The 25,772-nt window shown below is 65.2% G+C and carries 19 protein-coding genes; 8 read left to right on the top strand and 11 right to left on the bottom strand.

Features of this window, described 5'->3' with window-relative positions; translation table 11 throughout:
- Nucleotides 1–24 precede the first annotated feature (24 nt).
- A complete protein-coding gene (locus tag QX034_RS02770) occupies nucleotides 25–309 on the top strand; it encodes a DUF3606 domain-containing protein (RefSeq protein ID WP_315727760.1) in 285 nt (94 codons plus the stop codon).
- Between the two features lie 28 nt (nucleotides 310–337).
- Nucleotides 338–2,575, top strand: a complete 2,238-nt coding sequence (glgX, locus tag QX034_RS02765; RefSeq protein WP_316194977.1) for a glycogen debranching protein GlgX — start codon at nucleotides 338–340, stop codon at nucleotides 2,573–2,575.
- Nucleotides 2,576–2,703: 128 nt separating this feature from the next.
- Here glgX and QX034_RS02760 read toward each other — a convergent pair whose 3' ends face one another.
- From QX034_RS02760 to QX034_RS02740, 5 genes are read right to left on the bottom strand one after another with little or no spacing between them, the layout of a single operon-like run.
- Complete coding sequence (locus QX034_RS02760; RefSeq protein WP_316194976.1) at nucleotides 2,704–4,155, bottom strand: aldehyde dehydrogenase; 1,452 nt, start codon at nucleotides 4,153–4,155, stop codon at nucleotides 2,704–2,706.
- 23 nt (nucleotides 4,156–4,178) lie between these two features.
- On the bottom strand, nucleotides 4,179–4,913 hold the full coding sequence (locus QX034_RS02755; protein WP_315704331.1) for an ABC transporter ATP-binding protein: 735 nt from the start codon (nucleotides 4,911–4,913) through the stop codon (nucleotides 4,179–4,181).
- Nucleotides 4,906–6,573 (bottom strand): branched-chain amino acid ABC transporter ATP-binding protein/permease, encoded by a 1,668-nt coding sequence (locus QX034_RS02750; protein ID WP_315704330.1) that lies wholly within the window; start codon nucleotides 6,571–6,573, stop codon nucleotides 4,906–4,908. Before QX034_RS02750 ends, QX034_RS02755 begins: the two co-directional genes overlap by 8 nt.
- Nucleotides 6,570–7,445 (bottom strand): branched-chain amino acid ABC transporter permease, encoded by an 876-nt coding sequence (locus QX034_RS02745; RefSeq protein ID WP_315704329.1) that lies wholly within the window; start codon nucleotides 7,443–7,445, stop codon nucleotides 6,570–6,572. Before QX034_RS02745 ends, QX034_RS02750 begins: the two co-directional genes overlap by 4 nt.
- 57 nt (nucleotides 7,446–7,502) lie before the next feature.
- A complete protein-coding gene (locus QX034_RS02740) occupies nucleotides 7,503–8,723 on the bottom strand; it encodes an amino acid ABC transporter substrate-binding protein (RefSeq protein WP_315704328.1) in 1,221 nt (406 codons plus the stop codon).
- A 176-nt stretch (nucleotides 8,724–8,899) separates the two neighbouring features.
- Between QX034_RS02740 and QX034_RS02735 the strand changes: the two genes are divergently transcribed.
- Nucleotides 8,900–9,835, top strand: a complete 936-nt coding sequence (locus tag QX034_RS02735; protein ID WP_315704327.1) for a helix-turn-helix domain-containing protein — start codon at nucleotides 8,900–8,902, stop codon at nucleotides 9,833–9,835.
- Nucleotides 9,836–9,884: 49 nt separating this feature from the next.
- On the opposite strand, the gene QX034_RS02730 is transcribed toward QX034_RS02735, so the two are convergent.
- The 5 genes from QX034_RS02730 to QX034_RS02710 form a co-directional block, all read right to left on the bottom strand.
- Nucleotides 9,885–11,294, bottom strand: coding sequence for a S8 family serine peptidase (locus QX034_RS02730; protein ID WP_315727768.1), 1,410 nt, complete (start codon nucleotides 11,292–11,294; stop codon nucleotides 9,885–9,887).
- A 2-nt stretch (nucleotides 11,295–11,296) separates the two neighbouring features.
- Nucleotides 11,297–12,241, bottom strand: a complete 945-nt coding sequence (locus QX034_RS02725; RefSeq protein ID WP_315704325.1) for a hypothetical protein — start codon at nucleotides 12,239–12,241, stop codon at nucleotides 11,297–11,299.
- A gap of 57 nt (nucleotides 12,242–12,298) precedes the next feature.
- Nucleotides 12,299–14,131 carry an adenylate/guanylate cyclase domain-containing protein gene (locus QX034_RS02720; protein ID WP_315704324.1) on the bottom strand — a complete coding sequence of 611 codons (1,833 nt, stop codon included), beginning with the start codon at nucleotides 14,129–14,131 and terminating at the stop codon, nucleotides 12,299–12,301.
- Between the two features lie 314 nt (nucleotides 14,132–14,445).
- Nucleotides 14,446–15,225 (bottom strand): formate/nitrite transporter family protein, encoded by a 780-nt coding sequence (locus QX034_RS02715; protein WP_409977716.1) that lies wholly within the window; start codon nucleotides 15,223–15,225, stop codon nucleotides 14,446–14,448.
- A 113-nt stretch (nucleotides 15,226–15,338) separates the two neighbouring features.
- Entirely contained in the window at nucleotides 15,339–16,256 is a 918-nt protein-coding gene (locus QX034_RS02710; RefSeq protein ID WP_315704323.1) for a LysR family transcriptional regulator, read from the bottom strand.
- 144 nt (nucleotides 16,257–16,400) lie between these two features.
- On the opposite strand from QX034_RS02710, the gene QX034_RS02705 reads away from it, so the two are divergent.
- From QX034_RS02705 to QX034_RS02685, 5 genes are all read left to right on the top strand, one after another.
- Complete coding sequence (locus QX034_RS02705; RefSeq protein ID WP_315704322.1) at nucleotides 16,401–17,699, top strand: MFS transporter; 1,299 nt, start codon at nucleotides 16,401–16,403, stop codon at nucleotides 17,697–17,699.
- A 23-nt stretch (nucleotides 17,700–17,722) separates the two neighbouring features.
- Nucleotides 17,723–18,796 (top strand): tartrate dehydrogenase, encoded by a 1,074-nt coding sequence (locus tag QX034_RS02700; RefSeq protein ID WP_315704321.1) that lies wholly within the window; start codon nucleotides 17,723–17,725, stop codon nucleotides 18,794–18,796.
- A gap of 10 nt (nucleotides 18,797–18,806) precedes the next feature.
- Nucleotides 18,807–20,123 carry a glycerate kinase gene (locus tag QX034_RS02695; RefSeq protein ID WP_315704320.1) on the top strand — a complete coding sequence of 439 codons (1,317 nt, stop codon included), beginning with the start codon at nucleotides 18,807–18,809 and terminating at the stop codon, nucleotides 20,121–20,123.
- A complete protein-coding gene (pyk, locus tag QX034_RS02690) occupies nucleotides 20,101–21,519 on the top strand; it encodes a pyruvate kinase (RefSeq protein ID WP_315704319.1) in 1,419 nt (472 codons plus the stop codon). Before QX034_RS02695 ends, pyk begins: the two co-directional genes overlap by 23 nt.
- A 256-nt stretch (nucleotides 21,520–21,775) precedes the next feature.
- Nucleotides 21,776–22,582 (top strand): FkbM family methyltransferase, encoded by an 807-nt coding sequence (locus tag QX034_RS02685; RefSeq protein WP_315704318.1) that lies wholly within the window; start codon nucleotides 21,776–21,778, stop codon nucleotides 22,580–22,582.
- A gap of 706 nt (nucleotides 22,583–23,288) precedes the next feature.
- Here the strand turns inward: QX034_RS02685 and QX034_RS02680 are convergent.
- Nucleotides 23,289–24,779 (bottom strand): hypothetical protein, encoded by a 1,491-nt coding sequence (locus QX034_RS02680; RefSeq protein WP_315727776.1) that lies wholly within the window; start codon nucleotides 24,777–24,779, stop codon nucleotides 23,289–23,291.
- Nucleotides 24,780–25,772: the final 993 nt, after the last annotated feature.

Below are 25,772 nucleotides of genomic sequence, written 5' to 3'. Positions count from 1 at the left end.
TTAGCTTCCCGCAGGAGGAAACCGATGCGCCGTCCCAAAATCCAACCGATCCGCAACAAGCTCGATCTTGCCGATCCGGTCCAGGTCCGTATCGTGACACGACGGCTCGGGTTATCGCAGGCCGAATTGACCGAGATGGTCGGCCGGATCGGCAATTCCCTCGCTGCTATTTCCAAGGAAGTGCATTCGCAGCGCACCGGCAAGCTGTCGGCGCCCGCAGACGTGCCGCCGGCCGCCGTGATTGCATCGGTCACCGCGACCGAGAGCGTGGCGGCGGAGGTCATCACGCCGGCTGAGGCATCATCTTAACGACGACCCAAACCGGGCAGGGGCGATCATGGATCAACCGACCGCGCCGAGCGATGCTCTGGCTCAGGCTGTGTTCACCTTGAGAAGAGCCCCGATCAGCGAAGGCAGGCCGTTTCCGCTCGGCGCCACCTGGGATGGGCTCGGCGTCAATTTTGCGATCTTCTCCGCGCACGCGACCAAGGTGGAGCTCTGCCTGTTCGACGACGGCGGCGAAACCGAGCTCGAGCGCATCGAGCTGCCCGAATATACTGACGAAGTCTGGCACGGCTATCTGCCGACCGCGCGTCCCGGTACGGTGTATGGCTATCGGGTGTACGGTCCGTATGAGCCCGACGCCGGCCACAGGTTCAATCCGAACAAGCTCGTCATCGATCCCTATGCCAAGCAGCTGGTCGGCAGCTTGCGCTGGGGACCGGAATTGTTCGGCTATCAGCTCGACCATCCCGACAAGGATCTCTCCTTCGACGAGCGTGACAGCGCGCCCTTGATGCTGAAGTGCCGCGTAATCGATCCGGCCTTCACCTGGGGCGTGCCGCGCAAGGCGGAGATTCCGTGGGAGCGCACCGTCACTTATGAGATGCATGTGAAGGGCTTCACCAAGCTGCATCCGATGGTGCCGGACGCCGATCGCGGCACCTTTGCCGGCCTCGCCCGTCACGACATCCCGGCCTATCTGCGCTCGCTCGGCATCACCTCCGCCGAGCTGTTGCCGATCCACGCCTTCATCGACGACAGCTATCTGGTCGAGAAGGGCCTGCGCAATTACTGGGGCTACAACACGATCGGCTTCTTCGCGCCCGAGCCGCGCTACCTGAAGACGCCCCTCGCGACCGAATTCAAGACCATGGTCAACCAGTTCCATGCCAACGGCATCGAGGTGATCCTCGACGTGGTCTACAACCACACCGCCGAAGGCAACGAGCTCGGGCCGACGCTGTCGTTCAAGGGCATCGACAACGCGAGCTATTACCGGCTGCTGCCCGACGACAAGCGCTACTACATCAACGACACCGGTACCGGCAACACCGTGAACCTGTCGCATCAGCGCGTGCTGCAGCTGGTTGCGGATTCGCTGCGCTATTGGGCGACCGAGATGCGGGTCGACGGCTTCCGTTTCGACCTCGCCACCATCCTGGCGCGCGAGCCCTACGGCTTCGACGAGGGCGGCAGCTTCCTCGATGCCTGCCGGCAGGATCCCGTGCTCTCCAGCGTCAAGCTGATCGCCGAGCCCTGGGACATCGGTCCCGGCGGCTATCAGGTCGGGCAGTTTCCGCCGGGTTGGGCCGAGTGGAATGATAAGTTCCGCGACACCGTGCGCGCGTTCTGGAAGGGCAATCCAGGCACCTTGGCCGATTTCGCCAAGCGCATCTCGGGCTCGGGCGATCTCTTCAATAAGCGCGGCCGCCGGCCGTGGGCGAGCGTGAACTTCATCACCGCCCATGACGGCTTCAACTTGAACGACCTCGTCTCCTACAACGACAAGCACAATGAGGCGAATGGGGAGGACAATCGCGACGGCCACGATAACAATCATTCCTGGAATTGCGGTGCCGAGGGGCCGACCGACGATCCCGAGATCATCGAACTGCGCGAGCGGCAGAAGCGCAATCTGCTGGCGACCCTTTTGCTGTCGCACGGCACGCCGATGCTGCTCGCCGGCGACGAGTTCGGCCACACCCAGCACGGCAGCAACAATGCCTATGCCCAGGACAACGCGACCACCTGGCTCGACTGGATGGCGATCACGCCGCAGGGACGCAGCTTGCGCGAGTTCACCCGCAAGCTGATCGCGATGCGCAAGGCGTTTCCGATCCTCTATCGCAGCCGCTTCCTGGTCGGTTCTCTCAACGAGGAGCTCGGCGTCAAGGACGTGACCTGGCTGTCGCCATCAGGCGAGGAGATGACGTTGGCGCAGTGGACCGACGGCAATGCGCGCTGCTTCGGCATGCTGCTCGACGGCCGGGCGCAGGAGACCGGCGTCAAGCGCCGCGGCTCGGACGCGACGCTTCTGCTGATCTACAACGCCCATTATGACGTCGTGAACTTCACGCTGCCGGAGGTGCCGGAGGGGCGCAACTGGCTCGGCCTGATCGACACCAACCAGCCGGACGCGACGCTGCCGTCGTTCCCGTTCGGCCATGTCTATGAGGCGACGGGCCGCTCGCTGCTGGCGTTCGGCCTGTCCTCGGAGCAGGTGCGGATGCGCAGCCTGCGCCACGGTCTCGGCGCGCTGCTCGACATCGCCGAGACACCGCTGCCGCCTTAGAGCATGATCCGGAAAAGTGGAACCGTTTTTCCCTCGCGACAAACGCCATAGGCGTTTGCGCGGAGATCATGCTCAATCAATGATGGGATCATGATCCGATTCCTTCCAATCGCATCATGATCTCATTCTCAAAACGGATAATGCCGGGGGCCGGTCTGCACCGTGATCCAGCGCAGTTCGGTGAATTCGTCGATCGCAGCCTTGCCGCCGAAGCGGCCATAACCCGACGCCTTGACGCCGCCGAACGGAACCTGCGGTTCGTCATGTACCGTCGGCGCATTGATGTGGCAGATGCCTGCCTCGATCCGCTTGGCCACGCCCAGCGCGCGGGCGATGTCGCGGCCGAACACGGCGGAGGAGAGGCCGTATTCGGTGTCGTTGGCGACGCGTACGGCTTCGTCGACACCGCTGACGCGCACCACCGTGACGACGGGGCCGAAGCTCTCCTCGCCATAGATACGCATCGCCGGCGTGACGTGATCGACGATGGTCGCCGGCATGATCGTTCCGGTGCCGCGGCCGCCGGCGGCCAGCGTCGCGCCCTTGGCGAGCGCGTCATCGATCAGCGCACCGACCCGGTCGCAGGCCGCGCCTGACACCAGCGAGCCGAGTACGACATTGCCCGTGCGGGGATCGCCGTAGGGCAGGCTGTTGGCCTTGGCCGCGAACTTCGCGACGAACGCATCCGCTACCTTGTCGTCGACCACGATGCGCTCGGTCGACATGCAGATCTGGCCCTGGTTCATGAAGGCGCCGAAGGCGGCCGCATCGACCGCGGCATCGAGATCGGCATCATCAAGAATGACGAGCGGCGCCTTGCCGCCGAGCTCGAGCAGCGCACGTTTCAGATGCTTGGCGCAGGCAACCGCAATCAGCCGGCCGACGCGGGTCGAGCCGGTGAAGTTGACCCGGCGCACCGCGGGGTGCGCGATCAGCGCCTCGACCACGGCTTCCGCATCTTCCGGCGCGTTGGTGACGACATTGACCACGCCATCGCCGAGGCCGGCCTCCGCCAGGCAGCTGCCGATCACGCGGTGCACGCCCGGGCTCATCTCGGAGGCCTTGAGCACGACGGTGTTGCCGCAGGCGAGCGGCATTGCCACCGAGCGCACGCCGAGAATGACCGGCGCGTTCCATGGTGCGATGCCGAGCACCACGCCGACCGGTTGCCGGAAGGCGAGCGCGAGGTTGTCCGGCACATCGGTCGGGATCACTTCGCCCGCGATTTGCGTGGTCATGGCGGCGGCTTCGCGCAGCATGGCTTCGGCGAGATGCACGTTGAAGCCGGCCCAGCCGGCGGTCGCGCCGGTCTCTGCCATCATCAGTGCGGTGAACTCGGCGGCATGGCGGGCCAGCGCGTCGGCGGCGGCACTGAGGCGCTTGCGGCGCTCGCCGGGTCCAAGCTGCGACCAGGCCGGAAAGGCGGCGGCTGCGGCATCGGCTGCGCGCACCGCGTCCTCGACCGAGGCCGCCGCGACGATGCTCGCGATCTCACCGCTGATCGGATTGAGGCGCTGATAGGTGCGCTGGTTGGCTGCGGCCTGATCCTTGCCGCCGATCAGAAGGTTGATCGCATTCATCGGTCTCTCCATCGTTTCATGATTCAAAGGGGGGCAGCGGACGCCGTGCGCGCTCCGCCGAGATAGGCGCGCTGGACGTCGGGATTGTTCTTCATGTCGTTCGCCGGGCCGTGTCCGGCGTTGCGGCCGGATTCGATCAGATAGACCCGGTCGGCGATGTCGAGGCTCGCGCGGGCATTCTGCTCGACCAGGAGAATGGCGACACCGTCGGCACGGATGCGCTCCAGCGCGCGAAACACCTCGCGGCTCAGCAGCGGCGACAGCCCGAGCGACGGCTCATCGAGCAGCAAGAGCGCCGGATTGGACATCAGGGCGCGGCCGATTGCGACCATCTGCTGCTCGCCGCCGCTCATGGTCCGCACCACCTGGCCCATGCGTTCGGCCAGCCGCGGAAACAACTGCATGACATGCGCGCGCCGCTGCGCTTCGCCCTCGCGGGCGCGCGCCGGGAAGGCGCCGAGCTGCAGGTTTTCGGCCACCGTCAGCTCGCCGAACACGCCGCGTCCCTCCGGCACCAGCGCAATGCCGCGCTCGACGATCACATACGGCGGCAGGCCTGCGATGTCCGCGCCGTCGAACTGGATGGCTGAGCCTGCGGCAGGCTTGATCAGCCCGGTGATGGCCTGAAGCAAGGTCGACTTGCCGGCGCCGTTGGCGCCGAGAATGGCGACGATTTCGCCACGCTCGATCCGAAGGGCGATATCGGCGAGCGCCTGATGCTTGCCGTAGGAATGCGACAGACGCGAGACCTCAAGCATCGGCTTCTCCCAGATAGGCCGCGATGACGGCACGATCGGCGAGCACGTCGGCGGGCGTGCCGCTGGCAATCGCCTTGCCCGCGCTCATCACCAGGCAGCGATTGCAGAGGGCGCGGATCGCGTCCATCACATGCTCCACCATGACGATCGTCACTCCGCGATCGCGCAAGCGCGCGATCAGTGCGATGCCGGTCTCGAGTTCGCTTGGATTGAGCCCGGCCAGCCATTCGTCGAGCAAGAGGACCCGTGGGTTCAGTGCGAGTGCGCGGGCGAGCTCCAGCCGCTTCTGATCGATATAGGTCAGCTCGCCCGCGGGCGTGTCCGAGGGCCGGTCGAGCCCGACCAGCTGCAGCAGATCGTGGATCTCCGTCACGCCGCCCGCGCTTGCACCGGCACGGAACAGCGCGGCCGCGGCAACATTCTCCGCGATCGAGAGCTCCGGCATCACCCGCACGAGCTGGAAGGTGCGGGCCAGACCGAGCCGCGCGATTTTATGCGCGGGCAGGCCGGTGATGACCGTACCACCGAGCCGGATCGTGCCGGCGGTGGGGGCCAGCGCGCCCGAGAGCATGTTGAGCAGGGTGGTCTTGCCCGATCCGTTCGGACCGATCACGCCGAGGATGTCGCCCGGCCGGACGGTGAGGCTCACGGCGTCGACGGCGCGCAGGCCGCCGAAGGATTTGCTCACGGCCTCGACCGCAAGCAGCTCGCCATCGACGATCGGGGGCGCCGTTTTCGGTTTGGGATGCGAGCGCGGCAGCAGCGGCGCGATCAGCCCGATCACGCCTTGCGGCAGCGCCATCACGATCGCGATGAAGATCAGGCCGACCACGATGCTGAAATGGTTCGGCAGTGTGGCGGTCAGCACCTCGAACAGCAGCACCAGCGGCACGACGCCGAGCAGCGGGCCGAGCAGATGGCCGGCGCCGCCGAGCAGGGCCATGATCACGACCTGGAACGAGATCATCGGGTTGAAGGCGATCGCCGGATCGATATAGGTCCAGCGCGGCGCCATCATCGCGCCGGTCACCGACATGAACACGGCGCTTATTACGAAGACCCCGAGCTTCACGCGCGTCGCGTTGATGCCGGCGTGCCGCGCCGCGGTCTCGTCCGCCCCGATCGCGCGCATCGCCAGTCCATAGCGCGAGCGGCTGAGCAGATAACCGGTGAGCAGGACGGCGGCGGCAAGTGCGAGGAGCTGCCAGTACAGCATCTCCTGGGTGATGTCGCTGAACAGATAGCGCCCCACCGATTTGGAGATGTTGACCTCATACCAGATCACGAGCTGCCGGATCAGCTCGGCGAGGCCGAAGGAGAAGATCACGAAGTAGATGCCGGACAGGCGCAGGGTCGACAGCCCGGTGACCGCGGCGACCACCGCGCCGGCGGCGGCTGCGACCACGAGCTGCAGCGGCCAGGACAGGGTGTCCGCTGTAACAGCCGCGCTGTAGGCGCCGATGCCGAAGAATGCAGCAGTGGCAAGCGAGATGTAGCGGGTCGGGCCGGAGAACATCGCCCAGGCGGTCGCAAGCACCGTGAAATAGAGGATGCTGATGCCGAGTGCGAGATAATAGCCGTTGGCATAGAGCGGGAAGGCGAGGATCGCAGCGCCGGTCAGCAGGCCGACGACAATGAGGATCGCGTTGCGGCCGGTCATCGCGCGGCCTTTCCGAACAGGCCGGTCGGCCGCACCAGCAGCACGGCGAGGAACAGCGCATAGGTGGCAGCCAGAGTGAGACCCGGATCGACCAGACGCGCCACCGCGGTCTCGACGATGCCGAGCAGCAGGCCCGCGATCAAGGCGCCCATGACGTTGCCGACGCCGCCCATGATCACGACCACCAGCGCCTTCATGGTGAAGACGACGCCCATGGCGGCGTTGAAGGTCAGGAACATGCTGACCAGCACGCCGCCGGCAGCGACCAGTCCGCCGCCGAAGGCGAAGGCGAGTCCTGCGAGCGCAGCGACGTCGATGCCGACCAGGCTGGCCGCTCTGGCATCGACCGCAACCGCGCGCATCGCCGTGCCGAGCCGCGTGCGCGTGAGCGCGAGATAGACGGCGGTGCCGATCACGGCCGCGAACGCCAGCGCCACCAGCCGGTTCACCGCCAGTGTCGAGCCGAGAATGACGACCGGGATCGAGAGATAGCTGTAGCTGTAATATTGGCCGCCGAACGCGACCAGCATCAGGCCCTGGATCACGAACAGCACGCCGAAAGTGACGAGGATGCTGTCGATCTCCTGGGCGCCGGCGTCCTTGTTGCGGCGGATCAGCCGCACCAGCAGCAGCCGGTAGAGCAGCCAGTTCAGCACCGCTGCGACAGGCACGGCGAGCAGCAGCGCGAGCAGCGGGCTCAGCGACAGCCCGCTGTAGAGCGCGAACGCTACAAAGCTCGCGGCCACCAGCGCCTCGCCATAGGAGAGGTTCATGATGCGCGCCACGCCATATTGCAGCGTCAGCCCGAGCGCGATGAGCGCATACATGCCGCCAAGCACAAGGCCGGGCAGGAGAATGTCGAACAGCAACATGGCGGCGCCTCATCGCCGGCGGAGCAGGCGGCCGGTGGCCGCCTGCCTAGCCGCCTCTTACTTCCACGCGGGCTTCGGAACCACGGCGGCGCGGGCGCCGGCCAGCGTCGCCGGCGCGAGCCCATAGAACTCGCCGTTCTGCCATTGGCCGACGGCCCAGACCTCCTGCAGCAGCCCGTCCTTCAGTTTGATCTTGCCGATGATCGTGTCGAAGGTGCCGGTGCGGATTTCCTTGGCGACCGCCGCGCGATCGACCTTGCCGACCTTTTCGATCGCTTGCTGCAGCACCTGAAGGCTCGCATAGGTGATCGGGCTGGCCCAGCGGTCCGGCTCCTGGCCGGTCGCGGCCTTGTGGCGGGCGAGGTAGTCCTTCAGCAGCGGTGAATCCGCGTCCCAGCCACCGATCCCGATGACGCCGTCGGCGTTGCCGGCGAACTTGTCCTTGAACAGCGGAAACGCGGTGCCGACGCCGACATAGAAGACCTTCGGGTTGAACTTCAGGAGCTGCGCCTGCTCGGTCAGCGCCAGCGTATCCGGCGGATAGCTGAAGGCGACGAAGGTGTCGGCGTTGGAAGCGATCGCATCCTTGAGCAGCGGCTGGATGTCCTGCGAGCCGAGCGGATAGGTCTTGTCATAGGCGATCTTCAAGCCGGCCTTCTTGAAGGCGTTGCGGCCGGCGGCGGCGAGCTCGATGCCGAACTGGTCGGCCACGCTGACCATCGCGACGGTGCCCTCGATCTTGCCCTCGCTCTTCAGCTTGCCGAGCAGGTCGGCCAGGCCTTGCGAGATCTGCGCCGAGGTCCCGAGCCAGAAGGTGGCATTGGACCAGCGCTTGGCAAGCTCCGGCGCCTTGTCGGTCACCGAGGTGACCGCGAGGTGCGGATAGCCGAGCCGGTTCAAGGTCGGGCCGACCGCGAGATTGAGGCCGGTGCCCCAGGGCGGCAGGATGAAATCGACCTTGTCCTGATTGGCCAGGCGCTCGATCGCCTTCACGGCCTCTTCGGATGAGCTGCGGTCGTCATATTCGACGATCTCGACCGGAAGCCGCTTGTCGCCGAGCTTGATGCCGCCCGCCGCGTTCACGTCCTTCACCCAGAGCTGGTAGTTGGGCAAGGTCGTGATCCCGGCGCCGCCGGCATAGGGCCCGGTCTTCGAGATCGTGTAGCCGATGCGGATCTTGTCCTGCGCGGCGGCAGGGGATGCGAACGTCCCCAGTGCCGCGGCCAATGCTGTCAGGCTGGCCATGCGCAGCCATGTCCGACGCTGTGCCGAAACCATGTCGAGCCTCCTCCCTTGGGCAGGCGGGCTTGCCGCGTGCCGATGTGCGTTTCCCTTTCCCGGTCTCCTTGTCCGCATTGTCGTCGCGGCCGCCGGGTCTTGACCAAGCAAGCACTGTGGGGTTCCCTCCCGCAATGGACCGATCCGGCAAAAAATTGCACTTATCCGGCGCCCGGTTGCCCCTTGCGGAGCCCGGCCCGGGCCGCCGGGAGCGGCCGCCGCTCGCCCCCGAGGTTGTCCATCCCGTCGCCGCCGAAGCGATCGCCTCCCATTTAGCCGAGCGGCAATGGGCACTGACTTCGCGGGCCGCGCAGCCTTCGATCCACCTGTTGTCGCTCGCTTCGGGCAGGGCAGCGGCACACGAGAATGGCGAGGTCAGCGATTGGTTCGGACCGGCGCTGATCTGGTTGCCGGCCGGATCGGCGGAGCGGCTCGAGATTTCGGCGGGAGCGCGTGCGCATCTGTTGCGGTTGCGCGCGGACAGCTGGCATCGCTATTTGCCGCCATCGGCGGAAACCGCCTATCTCGACCTGGCCGGCGTGGCCGGCATCCTTGCCTTTCCGGTCGACGCCGATCTGGCTGCAGCGGTTGGACGCTCGATCGCCTCGATCGCCGCCGAGCTCGCCGCTCCCGCGCGCAGCGCGAGCGCTGCGATCCTGTCGGCTGAGCTCTCGCTCTGCGTGCTGCGCTTCTGGCGGCTGTTTGCCGATGAGGCCGATGGCGCTGCGCCAGGCAACAGCGCCGACGTTCTGCGCCGTTTCCGCAGGCTGGTGGAGGAGCGGCATCATCAGCAGTTGCGCGTCGCCGATTATGCGCAGCTGTTGGGCGTCACGCCGGACCGGCTGCATGCGCTGTGCAGCCGCGCCTTGCAGCGCTCGCCGAGTGAGCTGATCCAGCAGCGCATCGTGCAGGAGGCGGCGCGCCGACTGGAGACCAGCAGCGCAACCGTGAAACAGATCGCCTTTGCGCTCGGCTTCAAGGACACCGCCTATTTCAGCCGCTTCTTCACCAGGCACACCGGCGAGGCGCCCGGGGCGTGGCGGCGCAGCGTCGCGGCGCGCGCCCGGAGCGGCCGGCTGCGGCCGTCGCTCGATTTCGCCGACTGGCCGTGAAACCGCGTCGGACTCGTCCTGCGCGCAAGCGAACGCGTGTCTGCTCTGCTCATGCGCTTGTATCGCTCAACGCTGCAAGCGCATCCTCGACATTGATGATGCCGTGGCCGAGCTGCCCATTCCAACTCGGGCCCTCCACCTTGCGGGCGTGATCGTTCAGGAGCTGTCGCAATTGGCCGGGTGACACCGATGTCTGATCGCATCCGCTGCGGATGGCCGCGACTATGCCCGCCGCGAGTCCGCATGCAGCCGACGTTCCCGTGCTCGCAAGGTAGGGTGGGCCGTCGTTGCTCAGGAAGGCGCCGTCGACATTACCGGCGAAGGCATCGGCGCCGACCTCCCGGAAATAGCTGGGTGCGCATAGATCTGGCTTGTGTCTCGAGAGCTGTGGTTGGCCCGGACCTTGCGACGAACGGCCTGCCCAACGCGCGTCGGTTCTGACCGCTCCTACGGTCAGGACGTCCGGGTGCGAATTGGCGCCGAAGATGCTGCTGCCTGGTCCCACGTCGGCTTTCCCGCAGCGGCGATCGGGACAGAACTGGCCGCAATTGCCGGCGGCGAAAACGATGTCGGCTGCCGCCCCGATGGTCCCTACGATTGCGTTGAGCGGATGATCGCGCCGTTCGGTGTAGTCGCCGCGCGGGTGCTCGCTTGAACGATCAAAGATCGACCACGCATTGACCAAGACCCAGGGGCCTTTCCACTGCGGCACAGGAAGCTGCCGCAGGTAAGCAATCAAGGCATCGAGAAGATAGAATACATGAAGGGCGGTGCTGATGAAGCCCGTGACGTCGCCAATGCGGGCTGGGAGCAGTGGGACGTCGTAGAACATCGCGTCGGGAGCCGCATCGGCGATGTTGCGAACCATCATCGGTCCGTGACCTCGCCTCGTGCTGCCGGGCTCAACGTCGCCGTTGGCAAGGCCGCCGCCGAAATTCTTGACCAACCTCGCATCAAAGCCCTGGTCGATGACGACGACATTGACACCGCGTCCGGTCAGCCCTTGCTCACCGAGTGCGTCGGCACCCGTCAGCCGTCTCGCAATATCCCGGTCGCCGAACAAGAGCTGGTCCGGATTGGTGGGGCAAAAGAACTCGGACTGGGAAAGCGCAATGTCGGCGCCGACCGCCTTGAACGGCTGGGTCTTGTCTTGCGCCCTCGCACGGGCGTTCGCATGATCGACTGCGCGGCGGAACAACTCCACATCGGCGCTGTCGGTGCATTCGATCGAGACGACCAGTTCATTCAATGGAGGCGGAGGCTCGGGCAGCCTTTGTGTCAGACGGACGCGCCAGCTCTCGTCCGGGACGCTGAGCACACGCCATCGGCCCGCATCGTCTTCCGCGAGCAACGCGCGCAGACGGGCCTCTATGGCGGTCAAACCCGCTGTCGGGAGGCGAGGTCCGTCGCTGATGTCGCCAGCCCCTTCGGACTGCATGACGATCAACTGTCTAATCATCCTCAGCTCCATTCGCTCTTTGCCGCCGCGACGAGCTTGGTCACGGTCGGGCATGGAAGCAGAAGCGTGGCCGCGGTCTCGCCCAGGTGCTTCCCGGCCTTGCTGTCGGAAGGATAATGGAGGCCGAGCACTTCACGGTTGCGCGCGATCCTTTGCGCGACACGCCGCAGCGGCGTGCTCTCGGGATCGGCGGCATCGATCGGTGTCGAAGCAGCCTGCGGCATCACCTGCGCAAGTATGCTTGCAAGCATGTTAGCTTCGGTGGAATGGCCGCTCGGGTATGACGCATGCCCTGGTACGTCGATCGGCGGCATCAGTGCGAGTGAGAGCTGCGAAGCGCGCGGCCGCGGGGGCATCGGCGACGTTGAACCGGGTTGTCGCCCCGGATTGAACTTGTAATGCATGGCCACAAACTGGGCGACGCGGAGCGCGCTCTGGACGAGACGGTAAGTGGCGGGATGCGATGACCTGTTGAACATCAAAAGGCCGCTGAAATAGAGATCGATCTTGTTCATCTGAGCAAGCGCCTCGGCCATGACGCCGGCTCGGTAGTCCACCAGTTCCTGCAGTTCGTCGAGTTCTGCCTTTAGGCCGGCGCCCGTGGGTATAGGTGCCACGGCCTGCAGATCGATCGTGTCCCAGCCCTGCACCTTCACGAACTCACCGAGCACCACGATCGAGAAGTGGTATGAGCTCCATGCACCATCGGGAAAGCTGTTGCATGTGGTCCTGGGAAAGCCTGCCGAAACATCGAACGGCGGCCATCGCGTACCCCTGAACCAATCCTCGTTGGTACGTTTTTCCAGGGCTGGAGAGATGCCGATCGGCCGGATCAATGGCGAAATGCGGCCGGCGACTACTCCCGAGGTTGCTGCACCATCGGCGCCGTCTGCGCCATCTGCCCCGTCAGCACCATCTGCTCCGTCCGCCAGACCAAAACCACTCATGGCAATCCTCCCTTTGGCAATAACAGACACTGCCCCCAGGCCGGAATGCTTCCGCGTCTATTCCGGAAGGCCGGCCAACCTCAAATGCTTCATGTACCGGTCTCGGATCTCCGGATGCCGAAACGGCTGCCGGGTCCGCTCATAGGCTTCCAGTCGAAATTCGGGCTCGAGCTTCATCATCTTGGCAGCGACGTCCCGGGCTTCGTTGAAACGTCCCAGTGCCGCGAGGCCTGCAATCAAGATCCTATGGTTTGCCGTGTAGAGAGCGTTCTCGCCTGCGGACATCCGTCCCCATTTCACCGCGCGCTCATAGTCGCCCTTGGCGTAGTAGGCGAGGTTGAGAAACATGTAGTAGCTGAAAAGGCTCTGGTCGAAAGGCGACAGGCGGAGGGCGTGTTCGGCTCTGCTGACCGCCTGCTCGGTATCCCCGATGTAGCTCAAGGTGGCGCTGGAAAGCAGCCAGGCAAGCGAATGATTGGGGCAGGCCGAGAGCGCACGATCGAAATAGATCAGAGCGCCGTCATACTCGTGAAACAGAAACGACTTGAGATGACCGAAGGTCGCCAGTGCAAGTGCGTTCTGACCGTCGAGCTCGATCGCCCTGGACGCGAACTCGACGGCGCGGACGGCATCTTCGCTCGGGTTGGCAGACCAGCCCTGACCCACATAGAGGCTGTGCCAACGCGCTGCCCATGCCACCGGCATGGCGAAGTTCGGGTCCTCCGCCATCGCCCTGTTCAGAAAGTCGCGGGCCTGCAGAAAGATGTGCTTGTCGAGACTGTTGATGAGCTGAATCGCCCTCAAGGTGTGATCATAGGCGGTAAAACTGTCGGGTCGTTTCCTCAGGGCTTCGCGCAGCTCTGACTTTCGAACATTGGGCGCAATGCCTGTGACGATCTTTCGAACGATCTCGTCTTGAAGGTCGAACAGTTCGCCCGGGGCGACCTCGACGGCATCGGCCCAAAGGATCTCGCCGGTCTCGGAATCGCATGCCTGTGTCGATACTCGCGCCAGGCGACTGGATCTGCGCACCGTGCCGAACACGACGTACCGTGCGCCGAGCGCGCGCCCAACCTCGGCCGGATCGGGCGAGCGATCGCGGTACTTGATCGTCGATGCGCGCGAGATGACGAAGAGCTCACGTAGTCCGGCGAGGGAGACAATGATGTCTTCGACGATCCCGTCCGCAAAATAATCGTCGGCCGGATCGCCGCCCAAATTCTGCAGCGGGAGCACGGCGATGGAGGGCAGTCGCTCGCGATGCGCGGCGCTTGGCGCCACCGCGACCGGAACGTCGGCGCTCAAGGAATAGGCCCGGACCGGCTTATCGACATTCTTGAGCTGGAAGTAGCCGAGCTCTCGCACGAGTTTTCCGAGGGCGCCGCGCACGACGTCGTATACCGATTCCGACAGCAGCACGCCGCCTGGCTCCGCGTGCTCCTGCAGTCGCGCCGCGACATTGACGCCATGTCCGAAGATGTCGAATTCGGTTGCAATAATATCGCCGAGATTGATGGCAATCCGCAGCGCGATCGTCGGGGATGTTTCGCCGTCCTCGACCTGGGCAGACGGCACCATTCGCTGAATGTCCTGCGCCCATTCCACCGCGTCGAGCGCGCAGGTAAACTCGGCGAGGATGCCATCTCCGGTGAACTTGACGATCCGGCCATGATACTCCGTCGTGCGAGGCTGCACGATCTCGTTAAGGATCTTCATCCAGCGGCGGTGAGTGCGAGTCTCATCGCTCGCCATCAGGGTGGTGTAGCCAACGATGTCGAGAAATGCGACCGCTGCAAGCCGCCGACCGGTTCGAGCGGCGCCGTCGCGCCGTCGAAACAGTAGGTCGGAGGACGCTGTTACCTCTTGTTGCGCCGACCCCAGAAGCGACATTACTGCTCCGGCCATACGAGCACACCAACCGCTTGTAGACTGACAGCTTTCACCCAACCGGGCAACCGGTTGCGTCAAGACGGCATGCGCTCGTTGCGCCCTCGTCGCTGATTAGTCCGCGGTACCAGGCGCAGGGCAGGGGTCGTCGACCGGCGCGACGTATCCCTCGACGTCTTCATCGTTGAGTGTCGGCGGATGTCGGCGTAGTTCACGCAAATCGATGATCGCCGATCACATTCCCGCAATCCGGCGGTGCAGTTCCTGGGCACGCAGGCGGGTTCCGCTCCACGCCGGAGCCGGGCGCGCCGGTGACGTTATGGTGCACCGCCGCCTTCGAGCTCGGCGGCGACCTGGCCATAGTTGAGCAGCGCGACCAGGGTGGTGCCGCCGACGACATTGCCGAGCAGCGTCGGCACGAAAAAGGTCCCGACATAGTCCTGCAGCGACGCCTTGCCGCTCTGGATCAGGAACGCGCAATCCACCGAGTCGGCGATGATATGCGAGAACTCGCCGAGCGCGACCAGATAGGTCATCGCCACGATGATATGTGCTCCCGCGCCCCTGAGCGCCGGCAACAACCACATCATCAGCGCGATGATCCAGCCGGCGAACACCGCCCGCACGAATGTCGAGGCGAAGCTGCCCTCGATGGTGCGATGGCTGAGCTCGAGGAAGGCATCGACGATCCGCGGCTCGAAGATCTCGGTGTGGGCCAATACGGAGGCGACGGCCCAGGTGCCGACGACATTGGCCACGAGCACCAGCGACCACAGCCGCAGGACGCGAAGCAAGGTGGCGAGATCGCGGTGGTGCAGCAGCGGCAGGATCGGCGTCAAGGTGTTCTCTGTGAAGAGCTGCTGCCGTCCCAGCACTACCACCAGGAAGCCGGCCGTGTAGCCCAGCGGCGCGAAGGCGGAAATCAGGATCGCCCACCAGCGCCGCTCGAGCTCGCTCACGCCTTCGGCGCGTATGGTCTCGTGGATCAGCGCGGCGCTCGGCCGGCTCTGGGACTGGATCTCGCGCCGTTGTTGGTCAGACAGGCCGGCGACCTCCGAGGCCGGGTTGAAGGTAGGGCTGTCGCTCTTGCTGTCCACGCGATGCATTCCTGCGGGCCGCGCCGGCCGGCCGCTTCGACAGCCAACCGCAAGGACGTTCAAGGGTTCCTCTGCTTCAGAGGGACCAAAGCTGAGCCGGCGTGGGGATCGGCTCATGCCCCTCGCGCGTAAGCGCCGAGTCTGGCGTCGAGGACGGCGAGCATGGCCTCGCGCGCCGGATCGCGCGAGCCGCGCAGCCAGACCGCAGCGAGCGGCAACCGGCCGACCGCACTGTCACGTTTCAGCTTGAGCGGGACGAAGCGCACGCCCGAGATCGCGAGCCTCGAGGTCCAGCGCGGCACGATTGCAATGCCAAGACGGGCTGCGACCAGATTGACGATCGTCTGCTTCTCGTCGGCGAGCTGGGCCACGCGCGGCGTGAGGCCGGCCTGCTCGAACAGCTTCATCGTGAGGTCGTGGCTGTGCGGCCGCGAGCGGCGGTCCGGCACGATCAGCGGCTGGTCGGCTAGCTCCGCGAGCGAAATCAGCTTGCGCCTGGCCAGTGCATGCCGCTGCGGCAGCGCCACCACCGCGCTCTCATCGAGCAGGGGACGGAATTCGAGCCGCTTGTCGGTCCGCTCCGGCGGCCGCACGAATGCGAGGTCGAGTGCGCCGGACAGAATCTTCGGCAGCAGCCGGATCGTCTTCTCTTCCGAAAGCTGCACCGCGATGCCGGGATGCCGGCGACGAAAATCGTGCAGCAGCGCCGGCAGCAATCCGGCTGCCGCACTGTCGATCGCGCCGACCCGCAGCCGCCGCGCCGTGGCGGTGCGCGTGCGGCGGCGGAAGCTCTCCTCCACCGCCTCGATCCGGGACAGGATCGCCCGGGCGTCGCGCAGCAGGGCCGCGCCTTGCTCGGTGAGCGAGACCGCGCGCGTCGTCCGGGCGAACAGCTGTGTCGCCAGGTCCTCTTCCAGCAGCTTGATGTGGCGGCCGAGCGCCGAGGGCAGCATCTGCAGGCGTTGCGCGGCCTTGCCGAAATGCAGCTCCTCGGCGGCGGCGACGAAGCAGCGGAGCTGGTGCAATTCCATGGGGGCAGATCCTGTGAGGCGATCCCTGTGACGAGGCGCGCGGATTATATCGATTTTTTGTATAAATGGTGGTCCATTGAACCCGCCGCGCGCCGGCCGCATAGCGTTGCCCGACAACCAACAAGACCGGGCAGGGAGGTGACGATGGCGGCGGAGCTCGAAACGCGTGTGTTGCGCAAGGTCGCCTTGCGCATCGTCCCCTTCATCATGCTGCTGTACTTCGTGGCCTTCATCGACCGCGTCAATATCGGCTTCGCGGCGCTGACCATGAACAAGGATCTCGGCCTGTCGCCCTCCGTGTTCGGTTTCGGCGCCGGCATCTTCTTTTGGGGCTATTTCCTGTTCGAGGTGCCGTCCAACCTCGCGCTCGACAGATTCGGGGCGCGGATCTGGATCGCGCGGGTCATGATCTCCTGGGGCCTCGTGTCCGGCGCGATGGCGTTCGTGCAGGGGGCCGTCAGCTTCTATGCGCTGCGTTTCCTGCTCGGCGTCGCCGAGGCCGGGTTCTTCCCCGGCATCATCCTCTACCTGTCCTACTGGTTTCCGGCGCGGCAGCGCGCCGCCGTCACGGCGCTGTTCATGGCGGCGGCGCCGCTCTCGACCGTGCTGGGCTCGCCGGTCTCCGGCGCCTTGCTGCAGATGCACGGTTTGCTCGGCCTGAAGGGGTGGCAGTGGCTGTTCCTGGTCGAAGCCTTGCCGGCGGTGCTGCTCGGATTCGTCGTGCTCGGCTATATGACCGACCGGCCGGAGCAGGCGCGCTGGCTGGCCGATGAGGAGCGCAACTGGCTGGTGCAGGCGATGAATGCCGAGAGGACCGGCAAGGCGGCGGTCGCCAGCCACAGCATCTGGCGCGGTCTCGCCGACATCCGGGTGCTGGCGCTGTCACTGGTCTATTTCGGCACCTCGGCCGGGCTCTATACGCTCGGGGTGTGGGCGCCGCAGATCATCAAGCAGTTCGGCCTGTCTTCGTTCGCGGTCGGCTTCCTCAATGCGGTGCCAGCGACCGTTGCAGTCGTCGTCATGATCCTGTGGGCGCGGCATTCCGACCGCACCGGCGAGCGCACCTGGCACGTGGTGCTGGCCTGCCTGTTGTCAGCCGCGGGTCTTGCGTTTGCCGGCCTCGCAACCGGCGTGATTGCCGTGCTGGCCGCCCTCACACTGGTCAACGTCGGCATTTCCTCCTCGAAGCCGCCACTGTGGAGCATGCCCACGATGTTCCTGTCAGGCTCGGCGGCGGCGGCCGGGATTGCCACCATCAATTCGATCGGCAATCTTGGCGGCTTCGTCGGCCCGGCGGTGATCGGTTGGATCAAGGATCGGACCGGCAGCTTCGATGGCGGGCTTTATTTCGTCGCGGGGCTGCTCGTCATCTCCGCAGTGCTCACCTTGCTGCTGTCCCGTTCACAGCGTGCGAAGGCCGAGCCGGCCCCGCAAACCCACTGATCCCTCGTCAACGGAGTTTTCTCATGCGCAACTATTCTATCGCCGCCATTCCCGCTGACGGGATCGGGCCCGAGGTGATCTCGGCCGGCGTCCGTGTCCTGGAGGCGCTGGCCAAGCGCAGCGGCGACATCAGCTTCAACGTCAAGACTTTCGACTGGGGCTCGGACTATTACAAGAAGCACGGCGTGATGATGCCGGCGGACGGCCTCACCGAGCTGAAGACATTCGACGCGATCTATTTCGGTGCGGTCGGCGCGCCCGACGTGCCCGATCACATCACGCTGTGGGGCCTGCGGCTGCCGATCTGCCAGGGGTTCGATCAATATGCCAATGTGCGTCCGACCAAGATCCTGCCCGGCGTGGCCTCGCCGCTGCGCAATGTCGGCGTCGGCGATCTCGACTGGGTGATCGTGCGCGAGAACTCCGAAGGCGAATATGCCGGCTGCGGCGGCCGCGTGCACAAAGGCCTGCCGGAGGAGGTCGGTACGGAAGTTGCAATCTTCACCCGTGTCGGCGTCGTCAGAATCATGCGCTTTGCCTTCCAGCTCGCGCAGTCGCGGCCGCGAAAATTCCTCACCGTCGTCACCAAGTCGAACGCGCAGCGCCACGGCATGGTGATGTGGGACGAGATCGCCGCCGAGGTGGCGGCCGAATTCCCCGATGTCACCTGGGACAAGATGCTGGTCGATGCCATGACGGTGCGCATGACGCTGAACCCGAAGAGCCTCGACACCATCGTGGCGACCAATCTGCACGCCGACATCCTGTCCGATCTGGCGGGCGCGCTGGCCGGCAGTCTCGGCGTGGCGCCGACCGCCAACATCGATCCGCAGCGCCGCTTCCCGTCGATGTTCGAGCCGATCCATGGCTCGGCCTTCGACATCACCGGCAAGGGCATCGCCAATCCCGTCGCGACCTTCTGGACCGGTGCGCAGATGCTGGAGCATCTCGGCGAGAAGGATGCCGCGGCACGATTGATGGCAGCCGTGGAGAAGGTCTGCGCGGCCGGCATTCTCACGCCCGATGTCGGCGGCAAGGCCACCACCAAGGAGGTGACCGATGCCGTGATCGAGGCGATCCACGGCTCCAACGTCTGATCCCCCGGCCATGACCGCCGAATGGACCGACGGGCGAGCGCGCGCCGCCTTGCGGCGGATATTTGACGCGGCCGTGGCGAGCGCCGATCCGCGGCGCTCGATCATGCGCGTGCTTCCCGACAGGCCGAAGGGGCGCTGCATCGTCGTCGGCGCCGGCAAGGCGTCGGCGGCGATGGCGGCCGGCCTCGATGCCGCTTGGCCCGATGTCGCGCTCTCCGGCGTGGTGGTCACGCGCGACGGTCATGCCGTGCCGGCCGGCCGGATCGACGTGTTGGAGGCGTCGCATCCGGTGCCGGACGCTCGCAGCGAGGCCGCCGCGCAGCGCATGCTGCAGGCCGTGCAGGGGCTCACGGCCGACGATCTCGTCATCGCGCTGATGTCGGGCGGCGGCTCATCGCTGATGGTCGCGCCCGCCCCGCCGATGACGCTTGCGGACAAGCAGGCGGTGAATCGCGCGTTGCTGGCGAGCGGTGCGACGATTGCGGAGATGAACGTCGTCCGCAAGCATCTGTCGGCGATCAAGGGCGGGCGGCTCGCGCGCGCCGCACGGCCGGCGCGTGTCGTCACGCTGGTTATCTCGGACATTCCGGGCGACGATCCGGCCGCGATCGCCTCCGGTCCCACCTTGCCGGATTCGAGCAGCTTGGCCGAAGCGCGCGCCGTCGCTGCGCGCCATGCGATCGCGTTGCCGGCCGCGGCGCAGACTGTGCTGGCGAGCGCGGACGAGACCCCGAAGCCGGGTGAGTTCGAGGCCGATGTCCGCCTGGTCGCAACCCCGCAACTTGCGCTGGAAGCCGCGGCGAAGGTCGCGCGCGAGGAGGGGCTGACGCCGCTCATTCTCGGCGATGCGCTCGAGGGCGAAGCGCGCGAGCTCGGCACCGTGATGGCCGGCATCGCCCGCTCTGTCGCGGCACATGGTCATCCCGTTGCGCCGCCGGCCGTGCTGCTCTCGGGCGGTGAAACGACGGTCACGATCGGGCGCGGTGCTGCGGGACGCGGCGGGCGCAACACCGAATTTCTGCTGGCGCTGGCGGTTGCATTGTCGGGTCATGCGGCTATATGGGCGCTCGCCGGCGACAGCGACGGTATCGATGGAACCGAAGATGCCGCCGGCGCCGTGATCGGTCCGGACACGCTGTCGCGTGCCCGTGATTGTGGCATGGATGCTCTGGCTTGCATTGCCGCGCACGACAGTTATTCGTTGTTCGCGCGAGTCGGCGATCTCCTTGTCACAGGACCGACGCTGACCAATGTCAACGATATCAGGGCGATCCTGATCGGGGGACGGAAAGGGCAACATATTCATGCGTCGTCATCGTCGAGCTAAGATCGTCGCGACCGTCGGCCCCGCCAGCAACTCGCCGGAGATGCTGAAAACTCTGTTCCTGGCCGGCGTCGACACGTTCCGCCTCAATTTCAGCCACGGCACGCAGGCCGATCACGCCAAGGTCCATGCCGCCATCCGCGCGCTGGAGAAGGAAGTCGGACGTCCGATCGGCATCCTGATGGATCTGCAGGGCCCGAAGATCCGCGTCGGTACCTTGCGCGACAAGAAGATCACGGTCGAGACCGGCGAGACCATTCGCTTCGTCCTGAACGGCACCGAAGGCGACAAATCGTCGATCCCGCTGCCGCATCCGGAGATTTTCGCCGCGGTCGCCCCGGGACACGATCTCTTGATCGATGACGGCCGCGTTCGGGTCCGTGTCGTCGGGCTCGGCGACGATTGGATCGAGGCCAAGGTGATCGTCGCCGGCGCGATCTCCAATCACAAGGGCGTCAACCTGCCGGGCACGGTCCTGGACCTGTCGCCGCTGACGGCGAAGGACCGCTCCGATCTCGATTTCGGCCTCAAGCTCGGCGTCGATTGGGTGGCGCTGTCGTTCGTGCAGAAGCCCTCCGACGTGATCGAGGCGCGGGGCCTGATCAACGGCCGCGCCGGCGTGATGGCCAAGATCGAGAAGCCGGCGGCGCTGGAGCGGATCGACGACATCATCCAGCTCTGCGACGCCATCATGGTGGCGCGCGGCGATCTCGGCGTGGAAATCCCGCATGAGGACGTGCCGGGCAGGCAGAAGGAGCTGGTGCGCGCCTGCCGCCTCGCGGTGAAGCCGGTGATCGTGGCGACGCAGATGCTGGATTCGATGGTGGCGGCGCCGACGCCGACCCGTGCCGAGGTCTCCGACGTCGCCACCGCGATCTATGACGGCGCCGACGCGGTGATGCTGTCGGCGGAATCGGCGAGCGGACAATATCCGCGCGAGGCGGTCGCGATGATGGACAGCATCATCAAGGCGACCGAAGGCCACAAGATGTACCGCTCGATCATCGAGGCGACGCAGCCCGGCGAGGAGCAGACCCCGCCGCATGCGGTGGCCACCGCCGCCGCCGATCTGGCGTCCGCGATCCACGCCAAGACCATCGTGGCCTATACCTCGAGCGGCACCACGGCCTCGCGCGTCGCGCGCAAGCGGCCGAGCCTGCCGATCCTGGCCATCACCCCGAGCGAGGACACCTCTCGCCGCATGTGCCTGTTGTGGGGCGCGCACAGCGTGCTCTCGCCGGATGTCGGCAGCTACGAGGAGATGGTCGATCGCGCCACCACGATCGCGGTCTCCGAGGAGTTCGCGCAAGGCGGCGATCTTCTGGTCGTGGTCGCCGGCATCCCCTTCGCGCAGGCCGGCACCACCAACAACCTGCGCGTGGTGGCGATACCGCGCTGAGAGCGGATGCGAATAGGCCCCGGACTGGCGGTGGAGAGACTGCGCGTCGCCGTCACTCCGCGCGACTGTTCGCGTGGCGTGTCGCTGTCGATCGGCGCCAGTCGATCCGTTCTCCGGTCATCGTGATAGCGCAATGGCGCCGCAATCTGGCACCGGGACAATCGTCTGCATCTTTTGCCGCCCCACCGCGGTCGCAAATCTCGGGTGAGATCATCTCCCTCAACCAGCCGAAACGGCCGGACGGAGACTCTTGCGGATGCACGACGGCGACATTGCAATTGGCGAAGAACTCGGTCGATCGCAGGCGAGCCGAAGCCGCGATCAGGGGGCCGTCTCGGTCAGTGAAATAGCCCGCTTTCACATTCGCTCCCTGAAGGCGCGTTTCCGCGATCACAAGACGGAGTTTGCCGCGATCAGGCACCGGCTGCGGCCGGGCGACATCGTGTGCGATATCGGCGCCAACAAGGGCAGCTTCACCTCCTGGCTTTCGCGCTGGTGCGGCGAGCAGGGGCGCGTCGTCGCGTTCGAGCCGCAGCGAGAACTGGCGGCTCGATTGGCCGCCGTCTGCGCCGCGGCCGGATTGCGCAATGTGACCGTTGAAGCGAAGGCTGTTGACGCCTCGTCGGGCCGGCGTGAGCTCCACATTCCGATCGGGCATGCGCCGGGCGCCTCGCTCAATCCGTCGTCGTCGGCAGGCAGGTCCGACAGAGTGACGGTCCCGGTGGTCGCCTTAGACGACTATTTCAAGCCGCACGAGCGCGTGGCTCTCCTCAAGGTCGACGTCGAGGGCGGCGAGCTGAATGTCTTTCATGGCGCGAGGCGGATGCTCGAAAGGGACATGCCGGCGCTGGTCTTCGAATGCGAAGCCCGGCATATGGTCGGCCGGACAATCGACGACGTCTTCGCCTATCTCGCTGCGCTCGGGTATCGCGGCAGCTTCGTCTCGCCCACGGGCCTCGTGCCGTTGTCGGCGTTCGACGTGGCCATCCATCAGCGGCGCGACGGCGAGTGGTTCTGGAAGCGCAAGGACTACTGCAACAACTTCATCTTCACGCCGGGCTGAGGCGCCGCGAGGCACGGTGCGGGTGCGACCTGCGCGAAGCAAGCGTATCGGGGAATCGCTCAGACCAAAGCCGCTCTTTGGTCTTTTGTGCATCGGCCATTTTCGACTGCGACACTTGCTCCGCCGTCCACTGTCCGCGGTAATGCAGACTTTCACAGCGCGGCGCCTGATCGCCGCTTTTTGAGCCATCTGCGACATAGGCTCCAGCAAATCGCGCGATCTGCTCGCGTTCCACTATGGAACAATCCGCGTGACGACACGTTATTCATTTTCGCGATGACGCGATCCAAGGAGCAAGTACGTTATGAAACGGCTTTTGTTAACAGGATTTGCAGCCTGCACTTTTGCGCTTGCTCCGATCCTGTCTGCGTCGGCAATGCCGGTCGCAAGCTCCCATGCACTTACCGATACTGACAGCTCAATCATCCAAGTAAGGGGCTACGGGCACGGCGGCGGCCACCCAAGTTGGGGCCATCGCGGTGGTCGAGGGCATCATTATGGATGGGGTCATGGACGGGGGCGAGGCCATCATCATGGTTGGTGAGGCCGCGCCCCGCGCTGCGATTGAACTTAGCCTGTAGCGTTTGACCCAGGGCAGACCTCCTGCAAGGTCTGCCCTTGGGCCGTTCCGGAGTTCACTGGTTTTCTATCCAGGCGAAAGACCGGGCGCCTGGACCCATTCCAGGCGCCAGCGGCCGAATGATGCTCAGTACCCAAGGAATGGTCCTTGGGTCCAGGTACCTTTGCGGCGGTTGTGGATCCACGCCGCACCGGTGACCCGGTTGTCGGCAATGCCGCCTACGACGGCGGTGTTGCCGTCGGCGGACAGCGCAGCGGAAAAACCCTGCTCGGCGTGTCCCATTGCGCCAACGCCAACCAGCTTATCGCCCTGCTGGCTCCACGTAGCTCCGCTGCGGCTGTAGATCCACGCGGCCCCACTGTATGAGTTGTCGCCGAGCCCTCCTACGATTGCGGTGTTGCCATCGGCGGACATCGCTACCGAGTGGCCTTGCCTGGCTTCTCCAACCGCGCGGCTGCCGACCAGCTTGCTGCCCTGCTGGCTCCACGTAGCTCCGCTGCGGCTGTAGACCCACGCCGCACCGGTGTATTTGTTGTCGCCGAGTCCTCCTACGATTGCGGTGTTGCCGTCAGCGGACAACGCAACGGAGAATCCTTGTCCAGCCTTTCCGACTGCGCCGGTGCCAATCAGCTTGCTGCCGAGTTGCTTCCAGACGCCGTCGCTGCGGGCAAAGACCCAGGCTGCCCCGGCGTAGGAGTCGTCCAGGGGGCCACCCACGATGGCGGTGTTGCCGTCGGCGGACAGCGCGACAGCGGCGCCTTGAGCGGCGTTTCCAACCGCGCCGGTGCCAACCAGCTTGCTACCCTGTTGGGTCCAAACACCGCCGCTGCGCGTGAAGACCCACGCCGCGCCGGCCCTCAAGCTGTCCTGACTCCCCCCCACAATGGCGGTGTTGCCGTCGGCTGACAGCGCGAGAGCGGCGCCTTGAGCGGCATTTCCAACCGCGCCAGCTCCGATCAGCTTGCTACCTTGTTGGGTCCAGGCACCGCCGCTGCGCGTGAACACCCACGCCGCCCCGGTGCGTGAGTTGTCATAAGGCCCACCGACCAAGGCGGTGTCACCGTCAGCGGACAGCGCGACGGAGACGCCTTGTCCAGCTTGTCCGACCACGCTGGTGCCCACCAGCTTGCTGCCCTGTTGGGTCCAGACATCGTCGCTGCGCGTGAAGACCCACGCTGCGCCGGTGAGCTTGTTGTCGACACTACCGCCTACAATGGCGGTGTTGCCATCGGCGGACAGTGCTACAGACCAGCCCTGCTCGCTGGGGCCAACCGCGCCAGTGCCGACCAGTCTCGATCCCGGTTGCGCGTCGGATTGACCAACGGCCGGTACCGGAGCTGCGATCGCGGCAAACGCAGCCAACCAGTATAACAACGGTCGCCAGCCGTTTCCTCGCCGCGGTACGATTGTGGTTTCATGAGCCTGCGCAGCTGTCCGAAGCTGCTCGCTTCGGGTCTCAAAGCCGAACTCCTCTTGGTCGATTATGCTGAAGCGGGAATCCGGCGGACCTGTAGAGATTTTTCCACCGATGAAGCTCGACCTATGTTCCTCGGCGATAGATGCCGAGATGATGGAGCTTTCTGTCCTCGTAAGAGGCGCTATACGATTGATTTTCATGATGAGGTCCTCCTTTGCGCAAATCGATGCGCCAAGCTCCGGACCTCGCCTAAGTTACCTCCTGGCCGCGAAGGCGGCGCCCAGCGATCGACAATAGAACGAACTATGTAGGTGAAGAGAATTTTTCAGGTTTCAAGCCAGCGTGCGCTCGCGCACGAACAAAAAAATGCTCCGACGGGGTGGATGTCTTTTGATTAATGTCAATGCCAACTCTACTTGATCGTGCAAGGAGCAGTAGCGGATTCCTTGCCCACATAGCAAAGCCCGCCCAGGCTTCACGGCGCAACAGCACATGAACGCGCCGGGAGCTGTACGGACGTCGCGCAGATTTCCTTGATCCGCTGTTTCCCCCGCCGGGACCTTCGAACGCGAGCTTTCCAATGTCACCCGCAGCTATGCCGGCAAGGCATGGCGCGGTACGGATCGTGAGAATCGAAGCGACGACTTTCGCTATTGGCCCGTCTGCGACCTTCCGGTCTGCGCCGAAGATGTCCGCTCGCCGGGTTCGACCGGAAGTCAGCGCACCCCGAACGAAAGGGCGCCTGTTGACCCGAAGCGACCAAGCGCAACCCAGTTGATTTTTATCAGATAAAGACTTCGGCGACTGCTAATACAATATAAATTCCATAAGACCACAGTCGATACATGGAAGCTGCGCAGGTCCGCCGACAGTACATTTTTGCCTTTGCGGGACCGTGGATCGGTTTCGTGGTCTTTTGCGTGATGGAAAGAGAAGGCGGTCTATTGATAGCCGGCCCGTTCTTCGGATGGCCATTTGTCTATCTATTTGGATTGCCCATTGCAGTCGTTACATACTGCGCTGATCAGGCGTTGATCAAACGATTGGTGCCCTTCCACGCAAGAACTTTAGGATGTCTATTTGTCGGAGGCCTGCTCTCGACGGTGGCGTTTCAGCTTTGGCCGCTGCCCTTTGGTCTTCACGATCCCGGGCTCTTCCTTGGAAGCTTGCCCGGCGCAGCGGCGGGATTCCTT

This window comes from Bradyrhizobium sp. SZCCHNR3119 (genome assembly GCF_032487775.1).
In the GTDB taxonomy this organism is placed as follows: Bacteria; Pseudomonadota; Alphaproteobacteria; order Rhizobiales; family Xanthobacteraceae; genus Bradyrhizobium.
The sequence above is the reverse complement of the archived record's forward strand: the minus strand, read 5'-3'. Positions and strand labels throughout refer to the sequence as shown.